This is a genomic window from Gaiella sp. (assembly GCF_039915195.1).
Taxonomy (GTDB): Bacteria; Actinomycetota; Thermoleophilia; order Gaiellales; family Gaiellaceae; genus Gaiella.
This window is the reverse complement of record NZ_JBDSNT010000104.1, coordinates 1-10,541: the sequence shown is the minus strand read 5'-3', so window position 1 is coordinate 10,541 and position 10,541 is coordinate 1. Positions and strand designations below refer to the sequence as shown.

The 10,541-nt window shown below is 68.4% G+C and carries 13 protein-coding genes and 1 tRNA gene; 12 read left to right on the top strand and 2 right to left on the bottom strand.

The window, feature by feature from the left end; genetic code table 11:
* Nucleotides 1-1,502 (top strand): O-antigen ligase family protein (locus ABIR74_RS10270; protein ID WP_348177725.1); only part of this gene is annotated, 1,502 nt, incomplete at its 5' end.
* A 7-nt stretch (nucleotides 1,503-1,509) separates the two neighbouring features.
* On the opposite strand, the gene ABIR74_RS10265 is transcribed toward ABIR74_RS10270, so the two are convergent.
* On the bottom strand, nucleotides 1,510-2,046 hold the full coding sequence (locus tag ABIR74_RS10265; protein WP_348177723.1) for a LytR C-terminal domain-containing protein: 537 nt from the start codon (nucleotides 2,044-2,046) through the stop codon (nucleotides 1,510-1,512).
* Nucleotides 2,047-2,090: 44 nt separating this feature from the next.
* Nucleotides 2,091-3,002 (bottom strand): NAD-dependent epimerase/dehydratase family protein, encoded by a 912-nt coding sequence (locus tag ABIR74_RS10260; RefSeq protein WP_348177721.1) that lies wholly within the window; start codon nucleotides 3,000-3,002, stop codon nucleotides 2,091-2,093.
* Here ABIR74_RS10260 and tmk point away from each other — a divergent pair.
* The 11 genes from tmk (at nucleotide 2,992) to ABIR74_RS10205 (ending at nucleotide 10,262) form a co-directional block, all read left to right on the top strand.
* Nucleotides 2,992-3,618 carry a dTMP kinase gene (gene tmk, locus ABIR74_RS10255; RefSeq protein ID WP_348177719.1) on the top strand — a complete coding sequence of 209 codons (627 nt, stop codon included), beginning with the start codon at nucleotides 2,992-2,994 and terminating at the stop codon, nucleotides 3,616-3,618. The genes ABIR74_RS10260 and tmk overlap by 11 nt on opposite strands.
* Nucleotides 3,593-4,657 carry a hypothetical protein gene (locus tag ABIR74_RS10250; protein ID WP_348177717.1) on the top strand — a complete coding sequence of 355 codons (1,065 nt, stop codon included), beginning with the start codon at nucleotides 3,593-3,595 and terminating at the stop codon, nucleotides 4,655-4,657. The genes tmk and ABIR74_RS10250 overlap by 26 nt, the downstream gene beginning before the upstream one ends.
* Nucleotides 4,658-4,729: 72 nt before the next feature.
* On the top strand, nucleotides 4,730-5,185 hold the full coding sequence (locus ABIR74_RS10245) for a nuclear transport factor 2 family protein (RefSeq protein WP_348177715.1): 456 nt from the start codon (nucleotides 4,730-4,732) through the stop codon (nucleotides 5,183-5,185).
* Nucleotides 5,182-5,763 (top strand): TetR/AcrR family transcriptional regulator, encoded by a 582-nt coding sequence (locus ABIR74_RS10240; protein WP_348177713.1) that lies wholly within the window; start codon nucleotides 5,182-5,184, stop codon nucleotides 5,761-5,763. The genes ABIR74_RS10245 and ABIR74_RS10240 overlap by 4 nt, the downstream gene beginning before the upstream one ends.
* Nucleotides 5,760-6,425, top strand: a complete 666-nt coding sequence (locus ABIR74_RS10235; RefSeq protein WP_348177711.1) for an MOSC N-terminal beta barrel domain-containing protein — start codon at nucleotides 5,760-5,762, stop codon at nucleotides 6,423-6,425. Before ABIR74_RS10240 ends, ABIR74_RS10235 begins: the two co-directional genes overlap by 4 nt.
* 71 nt (nucleotides 6,426-6,496) lie before the next feature.
* Nucleotides 6,497-7,195 carry a response regulator transcription factor gene (locus tag ABIR74_RS10230; protein ID WP_348177709.1) on the top strand — a complete coding sequence of 233 codons (699 nt, stop codon included), beginning with the start codon at nucleotides 6,497-6,499 and terminating at the stop codon, nucleotides 7,193-7,195.
* A gap of 132 nt (nucleotides 7,196-7,327) precedes the next feature.
* Nucleotides 7,328-8,743: an ATP-binding protein gene (locus ABIR74_RS10225; protein ID WP_348177707.1), complete on the top strand. Its 1,416-nt coding sequence runs from the start codon at nucleotides 7,328-7,330 to the stop codon at nucleotides 8,741-8,743.
* Between the two features lie 19 nt (nucleotides 8,744-8,762).
* Complete coding sequence (locus tag ABIR74_RS10220) at nucleotides 8,763-9,146, top strand: hypothetical protein (protein WP_348177705.1); 384 nt, start codon at nucleotides 8,763-8,765, stop codon at nucleotides 9,144-9,146.
* The gene (locus ABIR74_RS10215; protein ID WP_348177703.1) at nucleotides 9,143-9,694 is read left to right on the top strand and encodes a DUF6036 family nucleotidyltransferase; all 552 of its coding nucleotides are present in this window, start codon (nucleotides 9,143-9,145) and stop codon (nucleotides 9,692-9,694) included. Before ABIR74_RS10220 ends, ABIR74_RS10215 begins: the two co-directional genes overlap by 4 nt.
* 164 nt (nucleotides 9,695-9,858) lie before the next feature.
* Nucleotides 9,859-10,143 carry a hypothetical protein gene (locus ABIR74_RS10210; RefSeq protein WP_348177701.1) on the top strand — a complete coding sequence of 95 codons (285 nt, stop codon included), beginning with the start codon at nucleotides 9,859-9,861 and terminating at the stop codon, nucleotides 10,141-10,143.
* Between the two features lie 46 nt (nucleotides 10,144-10,189).
* Nucleotides 10,190-10,262 (top strand) — tRNA-Thr (locus ABIR74_RS10205).
* Nucleotides 10,263-10,541: the final 279 nt, after the last annotated feature.

The following is a 10,541-nucleotide window of genomic DNA, read 5'->3' as shown; positions in this document are numbered from 1 at the left end:
GCCCGGACGATGCAGGTCGCGTAGCGCGGCTACGCGGATCGATCGGATACTGGAATGCGCTCGCGCTCCTCGCGGATGCCGCCCTCGGCCTCGGACTGTGGCTCGTCGCGGCGGTCCGCGATCGCTTCGGGCGTCCCGCTGGTGCACTTCTCCTGTACGTCGCAACGCTCGTGATTCTGCTCACGCAGTCTCGAGCCGGGGTCATCGCCGGCCTGGCCGTCCTCGCCCTCGTTCTGGCGCTGACGACGAATCGGATCGAGGCGGCGCTCTTCGGGATGATCTCATGCGGTTCCGGCCTTCTCGTTGCGGGTTGGGCCCTCACGCAGTCCGCTCTCGTGGAGGACGGGGTCGCGTCGCCCGACCGTGCCTCGAGCGGCACCATGTTCGGTGTGCTGACACTGCTCGGTGCCGTTGTCGTGATCGTCGCCGTCTACAAGGTGCCCGTGGTGCGACTCGTCGACACGCGCCGCCGCGCGGTCATGCGCGGACTGCTCGGCGGCTCCGCGGTGCTGATCGCAGCCGGCCTTCTCGGTCTCGTCGCAGCGGTGGGGAATCCGGTCACGTGGGCCTCGGGTCAGCTCTCGAGCTCGGGAGAGGTCGTCAATGGCCCGGGGCGTTTCGGCCAGCTGGAGACCAACAGCCGGACCGTCTGGTGGGGGGAGGCGTGGGAGATCTTCAGCGCGAGCCCAGCGGGTGGAACAGGGGCCTCGACGTTCGAGATCGCGCGCAAGCGCGTGCGCGTGAATGCCCAGAATGTCAGCGCGCCCCACAGCGTCCCGTTGCAGCTCTTATCGGACACGGGGCTTCCGGGGTTCCTCCTCGGTCTGACGCTCGTCATCGGAGTCGCACTCGGGATCCGCGCGACGTTTCGTCGGCTCGAGGGCGAGGAGCGCGCCGCTGCGTCCGCGGTCGTCGCATTGCCCGTCGCGTTCGGCCTGCACGCTCTCGTCGACATTGATCTCGACCTGCTCGCCGTCGCGGGCCCGACGATGCTCGTCTCCGCAACCCTCCTCGGTGCCGGGCGTCCGCCCGCAGCGAGGGTAGGAGGGCTCGCGACGGCTGGCATCGCCGCGGCCGCGGCCGCCGCTCTCTGGGTCGTCGTCGCACCTGCGCTCTCGACCCGCGAGGTGGAGCGCGCCTACGCCAAGGTCAGTGAGGGCCGGAGCGACGCGGCCGCGTCGGCCGCTCGTCGCGCGCAAAGGCTGAACCCGCTATCACCCGAGCCGCTCTACGCCCGGGCGACCGTTGCCACAGCAGTCCGCGACGCGTCCGCAGCCGATGCGCTCTACGTTCAGGTGACACGACTTCAGCCCGAGAATCCGGCCACCTGGTACGAGCTCGGCCTCTTTCGCTACATCAAGGGCGATCTCTGTGGCGCGTACTTCGCGTTGAACGCTGCCTACACGCTCGACCCGAAGAGCACTCTGTTCTATCGCGGAAGCGAGCTGGATCGTGCTCGTGACGCCGTCAACGACACCGAGAATCCTGCCTGTGGTCGGTGAGAGCGGGTTAGCCGCCGATGATCACGACTGCGTGCGAGCCGTTCAGCTGTGCGGTGCGGAGCCCGTCGAGCGGCCCGACGATCTTGATGCTCAGGTCGCTCGCGAGCCGGCGGCCTTCGCCTTCGAATCCCTTGCGGTACATCACGAGCGTTCGCGTGAAGTCAGAGCTCGGTGCGTTCCCGACGCTGCCGATGCGGTAGCCGCGCCGCGAGACCTTCGCAGCCGTCGCTGCTGCTGCGCCCTGCCTGGTGCCGCCGTTGAACACGACGACGGAGACGCGGCTTCGAGGCAGTCGGGCGGCCGGGACTACAGCGCGACGGGGGTTCGCGCCGGCGGAGCTCGATCCGGTCTTCGTAGCAGCAGTCCTCGTTAGGGCTGCCTTCTGGACGGGCTTTGCCGAGGTACCGGTCGAAGCTTTGGCGATGAGTGCGCCGCCGACGACAATCAGAACGACGAGCTCGACGGCTGCCACGGCGGCGGCGGCGAAGGCCGCCGTGCGCCAGGGGCGCACGAGCTGCTCGTTGTGATGGAAAGAGACTTCCACGCCGGAATCCTTCGCCCGGGACTGGCTCGCTCCTTCTTCCCGAGCTATCCCGGCTGTGGGAGCGCCGCCCAGGTGGCGGTCACACCGGCAGCGAGGGGTGTCTCGGCGCGGAAGCCCAGGGTCGCGGCGGCGTGCTCCCCGTCGAGCACGCTGCGGAGGAGCTCGCCCGGCCGTTCTGCCTCGTGCAGGGCCACCGCGTCCGAGCCGGCGATCAGTCGGCACGCGTCGTAGAGCTCGAGCACGGTTGTCGCGATCCCCGTGCCGACGTTGAACACGCCGCCCACGTCGCAGTCGAGCGCCGCGACCGTCGCGCGGGCGACATCGCCCGCGTAGACGTAGTCGCGGCTCTGCGAGCCGTCCCCGAAGATGCGGCATTGTTGCCCGGCCTGGAGTCGTCCAAGGAAGATCGCGACGACGCCGGCCTCGCCGTGCGGGTTCTGCCGCGGGCCGTAGACGTTCCCGAAGCGCAACGCGACATGGGAGACGTCGTTGAGTCGGGCAAAAGCACCGAGGTAGCCCTCGGCGGCGAGCTTTGCGGCACCGTAGGGGGAGAGCGGCAGACAGGGATCGTCTTCGCGGGCCGGCCGCGGGCACTCGCCGTAGATCGCGCCGCCGGTCGATGCGAAGACCACGCGAGCGCCGCCGAGGCGGGCAGCTTCGAGCACGTTCACCGAGCCGAGGACGTTGATCGTTGCATCGCGGTACGGCTCCTCGACCGAGACGCGCACGTCGGCCTGCGCTGCGAGATGGACGATGGAGCGCGCGTCCACCTCCCGGACGATGTCGTCAAGTGGCTCACGGATGTCGTGCACATGAAGTGGCGCTCCGGCGGGAACGTTCTCGCGGAAGCCCGTCGAGAGATCGTCGACGACGTGCACTTCGTCGCCGCGCTCGAGGAGCGCCTCGACGACGTGCGAGCCGATGAAGCCGGCACCTCCGGTAACGATGACCGCCATCGCCGTAATGTACTGGCAGATGTTCATCACCTTCGAAGGACTCGACGGCTCCGGTAAGACGACCCAGGTACGCCTCCTTGCCGCACGGCTCGAAGCAGAGGGCGCAGAGGTCGTGATCACGCGCGAGCCCGGAGGAACTCCGCTCGGTGAGGAGATCCGTAACCTCGTCCTGCACGGCGGGGACATGGCACCGTGGGCCGAGGCCGCTCTCTACGCCGCCTCCCGGGCACAGCACGTCGAAGAGCTGATCAGGCCCGCGCTCGCCCGGGGAGCAACCGTGCTCTGTGATCGATACGTCGACTCGTCCGTTGCGTACCAGGGGATTGCCCGGGGCCTCGGCCTCGAGCGGGTGCTCGAGCTCAACCTTGCGGCCGTGGGCGGACTGATGCCCGACCGCACGATCCTGATCGACATCGAGTCCGGTCGTGCCGTCTCTCGGATGAGCGACGAGCGCGACCGGATAGAGCGCGAGGACGACGGTTTCCACGGGCGCGCAGCCGATGGCTACCGGCACCTTGCCGCGCGCTTTCCCGAGCGCTACGTGACCGTCGATGGAACCGTCGCGCCCGAGCTGATCGCCGAGGAGATCTATGGAGCCATTCGCGGGAATTCCTGAACAGGCCGAGGCTAAACGCCTGCTCTCCTCGGCGCTCGCCGACGGAGACGCACACGCATTTCTCTTCCATGGATCTGCGGGAGTCGGGAAGGAGGCCGCCGCGTTCGCGTTCGCCGGCGCCCTGTTGGGAGACCCGCGCCGGGTTACCGAGCGCACGCATCCCGACCTGAGGGTTGTCGAGCCGCTCGGCGACATGATCCGGATCGACGTCATCCGCGAGTTGCATCACGACCTTCACCTCCGGCCCTTCGAGGCGGATCGCCGTGTCTACCTCCTGCTCGGCTCGCACCGGCTCAATCCGGACGCGGCCGACGCGCTCCTCAAGGACCTCGAGGAGCCGCCCGCGTACGCGACGATTGTGCTCGTCGCCGACGAGCTCGGGCCGATCCCGGAAACGATCCGCTCGCGCTGCCAGCTCGTGCCGTTCCGGCGTCTCTCCGGGCGCGCGGTACGGGGCTGGCTGGACGAGCGCGCACCCGAGCTCTCCGAGAGCGAGGCGACGGCGATTGCCCGTGTTGCCGCCGGGCGTCTCGATCGTGCGGCGCGGCTGATCGATCCGGCAGTTCGCGCTCGGCGCTCGGCGATCATCGCGGCCGCGCGCGGCCCGTACTCCCAGACTCCGTACTACTCCAACGAGGCCGCGAGCGTGCTGCTCGAGGCGATCGGATTGAGCGGCGCGGCCGCGAAAGAGGCGGAGGAGACCGTCGTCGACGGTCTCGATTTGAACTCGAAGGACGCCGAGCAGCGCGTCAAGCGTGTGCAGCGCGGCGCCGAACGCGAGGAGATGCTCGCCCAGCTCGAGGAGCTTGCTGCGTGGTACCGAGACCTCGTCGTCGTCGCGAACGGGGCGGAGACGACGGTGACCCACGCCGATCACCTCGCGGAGCTGAGGGCCGATGTCGCACTCGAGCTCGGCCGGAAGCCCGAGCGCGCGGCTGCTCTCGTGCGCGAGTCCTGGCGCTCGGCCGAGGAGTTCAACGTGAATCCGAGCCTGTGGCTCGACGCGTTGTTCGTGCAGCTGCGACGCGCCTTCGTCTGAACCGTCTCGACTTGACATGAGAATGGTCGTTCTCCTATAGTGAGAATCGTTGTTCTCATACCAGGAGCTCTGATGACACCCCGTCCACCCGTCCCACCCTTCACGGCATCGACCGCCCGTCAGAAGGTGCTCGCCGCCGAGGCGGCCTGGAATACCCGCGACCCCGATCGCGTCGCCGCTGCGTACACGATCGATTCGATCTGGCGCAATCGCGACGAGTTCGTCGCGGGCCGCGAAGAGATCCGCGCCTTTCTCGCGCGCAAGTGGGAGAAGGAGCTCGACTACGTCCTGCGCAAGGACCTCTGGACGTTCGGCGACGACCGGATCGCGGTGCGGTTCCAGTACGAGTGGCACGACGCCGAGGGGAACTGGTTTCGCTCCTACGGCAACGAGCTCTGGGAGTTCGACGCCGACGGATTGATGCGCCGCCGCGAGGCGAGCATCAACGATCTCGCGATCACTGCGGCCGAGAGACGCATTCATGGCCCACGGGCTGAAGGTGACGACAGCGGAATTCCGCTCCAGTGAGCCCCGCGGCCACGATCGACAACGACGAGGCTCGTGCAGCCGTGCTCCAGTCGGCGAACGCGGTCTTCTACGCGCGGGGGATCGCGGGCGTCGGCATGGCGGACATTCGCGACGACTCGGGCGTCTCGCTTCGCCGGCTCTACTCCCTCTATCCCTCCAAGCGCGAGCTCGTTGCCGCGTGGCTGACCGACCGGCACACGACCTGGATGGAGTGGTTCACGTCGTCGGTCGATCGTCGCAGCATGGCCGGCGAGGAGCCGCTCCTTGCCGCGTTCGATGCGATCGCGGAATGGGCGGAGTCGCCCGGCTATCGCGGCTGCGCCTTCGTCAACTCCGCCGCCGAAACGGTCGAGATCGACGACACCCACCGGCGAATAATCGCCGCCCATAAGGAGAGCCTCTTGGCCTATCTCATCTCACTCGCCCGTGACGGAGGCTACGCCGAGCCAGAGCGGCTCGGCCGGATGATCGGCGTCCTTCTGGACGGAGGCATGGTCGAGGCCGCGGTGCTGCGCTCATGCGAGCCAATCGTTGCGGCACGTGATGCTGCTGCGGTTCTGATCGAGGCGTCGCAATGAACCTCTTCGTCGAGCAGCTCTGGCGGTATCCCGTGAAGACCCTCGCAGGCGAGCGGCTCGAGACGGCCGAGCTGACAGAGAACGGCATCCCCGGCGACCGGATCGTCCACGTTCGCGGCCCGGAGGGGGTCCGCACGTCGCGCCGCCAGCACCACCTCCTCGGCCTGCACGGCACGCTCGATCCCACCGGGCGGCCGCTCATCGACGGACATGCGTGGGACTCTCAGGAGGCGCTTGCGCTCGTTCAGGCTGCGGCGGGAGACGACGCGGAACTCGTCGCGTTCGACGGGCTCGCCCGGTTCGACATTCTCCCGCTCCTCGTTGCCACCGACGGCGCCGTGGCGGAGTTCGGCCGCGACGTCCGCCGGCTGCGACCGAACATCGTGATCGGTGGAGTAGAGGGCCTCGCCGAGCGCCAGTGGGAGGGGGCGCAGCTCCGGATCGGCGATGCTGTGGTCTGGCTCGACTCGCTGCGTGGCCGCTGTCCGATGACCACCGTCGACCCGGACACGCTCGAACGCGATCCCGACGTACTGAAGGACATCGGCCGCCGGTTCCGCGGCCGAATAGCCCTGAACGCCGACGTGCTCCGGCCCGGCACCGTGAGCGTGGGTGATGCGGTGAAGCTCGTGCTCCCCGTCGCGGCGGAGATCGACGCCTGATCCCGGCGCTCTTCGCGCGCCCACAGCCGTCGCACAGGCGGCTCACAGGAACCCGTGGCACTCTACGAGCGATGGCAGAGGTCGCATCGGTCCCCACGAGTGTCGCCCGGGTGCTCGTCGTCGACGACGAGCCCTCGATCACGGATGCGGTCGCAACCGCCCTCCGCTACGAGGGCTACGAGACGATGGAGGTCGGCGCGGGTCGAGCGGCGGAGCAGGCGATCGACGAGTTCCGGCCCGACCTGATCGTGCTCGACGTGATGCTGCCCGACCTCGACGGGTTCTCGATCGCGCGTCGGCTCAGGGACGGCAACCATCGCGTCCCGGTGATCTTCCTCACCGCGAAGGATGCAACCGAGGACAAGGTTGCTGGGCTCGCGCTCGCCGACGACTACGTGACGAAGCCGTTCAGCTTGGCCGAGATCGTCGCGCGCGTGCAATCCGTGCTGCGACGAACCCGCGGCGAGACGGACGGCGCGATGCGCTTCGCCGACCTCACGCTCGACGAGGCAACGCGCGAGGTGCGGCGGGGAGATCAGCCCGTCGAGCTGACGCGAACCGAGTTCGAGCTGCTCCGCTTCCTGATGCTGAATCCCAGGCGCGTACTGACGAAACGCCAGATTCTCGACAACGTCTGGCACTACGACTTCGGAGGCGACGCGAATGTGGTCGAGACCTACGTCAGCTACCTGCGCAAGAAGCTCGACCCGCTCGGGCCCCCGCTGATCCAGACCGTACGCCTCGTCGGCTACGCGTTGCGCGAGTCGTAGAGCTGTGGCGCCTGGATTGTCCGTCGGTGCGCCGGAGCCTCGCTCTTCGGCGAGTGCTGGGGCGCCTTGCGTCAGCCAGGCGCCAGATCGTCTGAACGCTCCGACCGCACATCTCCCCTGCGTGACCCACCCGTGTCGCTGAGAGCGCGCCTCCTTACCGTCGTCGTCTCGCTGACCGCGGCCGGCCTGATCGTCGCCGGGATCGCCACCTACGCGTCGCTGCGCTCGTTCCTCGTCGATCGTGTCGATCGCACCGTCACCGGCGGTGCGGATGCAATCGAGCGCTCGCTCGAGCGAGGCAGACCGCGCGGCCCGGGCAGCTTCGACGCGCTCGGCGCTGCGAACCCGGGGATCTACATCGGTTCGATCGACGCGAGCGATGTGATTCGCTGGGCTCCGATCGGGACACGGCCCGGCGAGACGCCACTCCCGCAACCGGATCTCTCGACCGAGAGCGCGAAGGGGGCCGCGGCGGGCGGTGAGCCGTTCACGGTCTCGGCGGCCAGCGGCGACACGCGCTTTCGCGTCGTACTCGAGCCACTCCGCGACAGCGGTCAGATCCTCATCGTGGCCGCCCCGCTCGACGAGGTCGACGACACCCTCCATCAGCTCCTGCTCGTTGAGATCGTGGTCGCCGGATCCGTGCTCCTCGCGACGCTGCTGGGAGGTCTCTGGCTCGTTCGTGTCGGCCTGCGCCCGCTCGGGCGGATCGAGGTGACGGCGGCGGCGATCGCGGGAGGCGACCTCTCGCAACGCGTCGACAACGACGACCCGAGGACGGAGGTCGGCCGCCTCGGCGGAGCGCTGAACACGATGCTCGTCCAAATCGAGGAGGCGTTCGACGAGCGCACTGAATCGGAGCAGCGCCTGCGCCGCTTCGTCGCCGATGCATCGCACGAGCTTCGTACCCCGCTCGCTGCTGTTCGCGCGTACGCCGAGCTGTTCGATCGCGGCGCCCGCGAGCGTCCGGACGATCTCGAGCGCGCGATGACGGGGATCCAGCGTGAGTCCCGGAGGATGGGCCTGCTCGTCGATGACCTTCTGCTCCTGGCGCGTCTCGATCAGGGTCGTCCGCTCGAGCGCAAGTCCGTCGCCCTGGTCGACGTTGCGAGCGAGGCGGTCGAGGCGGCGAGGCTGCTCGATCCGGATCGTGATCTCGTCCTCGAGGCGCCGTCGCCGGTCGAGGTGGAGGGGGACAGTGAGCGATTGCGACAGATTCTCGACAACCTGCTCGCGAACGTCCGCGCGCATACCCCGTCCGGCACCCCCGGAACCGTGCGCGTCGTGTACGAAGGCGATCTCGCGGTCGTCGAGGTGATCGATGCGGGGCCGGGTCTCTCGGACGACCAGCTCGCGCACGCGTTCGAGCGCTTCTACCGGGGAGACGCGTCGCGTTCGCGTGACGCCGGCGGTGCCGGCCTCGGTCTGGCGATCGCGGCGGCGATCGCCGAGTCGCACGGGGGGACGGCGAGCGTCGAGAACGTGGGGAGGGACGGAGGAGCGGGCTTGACGGTGCGGATCACCCTTCCATCCCCAAATAGTTGGTGAAAAACACGAAGCAGCTGCAGTGCTCGGGATCAGCGTCACCGCACTCGACCGCTGGGTCGATCGGGGCATCCTCCCGGTCGTCGTGCGCCCGGGCTCGTCGCGGCACGAGCTGGAGTCGCGGCGGTTTCTCGAGCTCGCAGACCAGGCGTACCGGATGGCCGCGGACGGGGTCGCGATGGGTGGCCGCATCGCGCCGGCCGTCAAGCGCCTTGGCTGGAGCCCAGCGCAGCAGGGGAGGCGCGTTCTTCGGATTGATGTAGCGGCACTGCCGCGTCCGAACGTCTCCGAGCAGGAGCTCCGGGCGAACTTCTGCGCGACGACGCCCGAGGAGCGCGTCCGCGAGGCCGCCGAGCTGAGCCGAGTCGCCGCTTTCACCGAGCGGAGTCGGGAGCGCGCGGTGTGAATCCGAAGGAGGCAGAGGGCGGCCGCTCGTCTCGGCCTCACGACGAGACAGGACTGTTCGCGATCCTCGCCACACTCGTCGCGAACGAGGTCGAGTTCCTCCTCGTCGGCGGTCTCGCGGTTGGCTACCACGGCTTCCCGCGAGCGACGAAGGACATCGACATCGTGCCTTCGCCGGACGCAGCGAACCTCGCCCGGTTGTCGGCTGCGCTTGGCGAGCTCGGTGCAGAGTTGCTCGCGGTCGACGAGGTTCGCGGTGAGGAGATGCCGGTGCAACTCTCCGCCGAAGCGTTGCGAGGCGGTGCGAACTGGGATCTGAGGACGACCCACGGCCGTCTCGACGTGATTCAGCACCTAGCGGGCGCTCTCGAGGTGCCACGGGACTACGAGCGACTTCGCTCTCGCGCGGTGCCGGGGCACTACCCCTTCGGCACTGTCTGGGTGGCCGGCTACGACGATCTGATCGACCTGAAGACTCTCTCCGGCCGGGACCAGGATCTGATCGACATCCGCGCCCTCCGTGAGGCGAACGACGACACGGCGCCGTAGCCGGCGATGGCGCAAACTGATAGGACACGAACGCGAACGGCTCCGAGCTCGATTTCTGGCTGGGCTCCTGGCATGCCCGGTGGGAGGGCGGCGAGGGAACGAACACGATCACCCGCGAGTTCGACGACAAGGTCGTCGTCGAGCGCTTCGAGGGGCGTCCCTCCATGGAGCTGACGGGGTTCAGTGTCTCGGTCTTCGATGCCGAGGCCGATGTGTGGCGCCAGACGTGGGTCGACGACCAGGGCAGCTACTTCGCGCTCACGGGCGGCGCCGACGGCGACACCTTCGTGCTGCAGATGTCGACCGTGCGCGGGGGCGTGCTGGTAGAGCTGCGGATGGTGTTCTGCGAGATCGAGGCCGACAGCTTTCGCTGGCTATGGGAGCGCTCGAAGGACGGCGGTGCGACGTGGGAGCCGGCATGGGAGATCGCGTACACACGCACCGGGTGAGGCCACCGCGCGAGCGGGCCGGGAGAGTCCCTACAATGCGGGGCGCGCCGACGTAGCTCAGCTGGTAGAGCACTTCACTCGTAATGAAGGGGTCCGCGGTTCGAGTCCGCGCGTCGGCTTCCCCCATTTCAAGCGGTTTTTTGGCTTGAAATGGCGTTAAATGGCTCCCGGTATCACGTATTTTGTTGTCGCGATTGGCCCGGCAGGCGGCTGCCGATCAGAGTTTGGCGGCTGTCGGTTCGGGCAGTCCGGTGCCAGAGTGGTCAAGTCGCGGGCCTCAAGCGAGCGTGCACCGCCTCCACGCTGGTGGCCGAAGCGTGCATCGTCGGAGCTGAGGATCACTTCGGCTGAGCTCATGCGTGTGCCAGGCGAAGTTACGGGCCGGGAGCGGCCGGGCA

Excerpts from the sequence above, each read along its gene's own strand:
- tmk (WP_348177719.1), top strand. The coding sequence starts at position 2,992 with ATGACCGCCATCGCCGTAATGTACTGGCAGATGTTCATCACCTTCGAA.
- ABIR74_RS10210 (WP_348177701.1), top strand. The coding sequence starts at position 9,859 with ATGGAGCTGACGGGGTTCAGTGTCTCGGTCTTCGATGCCGAGGCCGAT.
- ABIR74_RS10260 (WP_348177721.1), bottom strand. The coding sequence starts at position 3,002 with ATGGCGGTCATCGTTACCGGAGGTGCCGGCTTCATCGGCTCGCACGTC.
- ABIR74_RS10245 (WP_348177715.1), top strand. The coding sequence starts at position 4,730 with ATGACACCCCGTCCACCCGTCCCACCCTTCACGGCATCGACCGCCCGT.
- ABIR74_RS10230 (WP_348177709.1), top strand. The coding sequence starts at position 6,497 with ATGGCAGAGGTCGCATCGGTCCCCACGAGTGTCGCCCGGGTGCTCGTC.
- ABIR74_RS10250 (WP_348177717.1), top strand. The coding sequence starts at position 3,593 with ATGGAGCCATTCGCGGGAATTCCTGAACAGGCCGAGGCTAAACGCCTG.
- ABIR74_RS10235 (WP_348177711.1), top strand. The coding sequence starts at position 5,760 with ATGAACCTCTTCGTCGAGCAGCTCTGGCGGTATCCCGTGAAGACCCTC.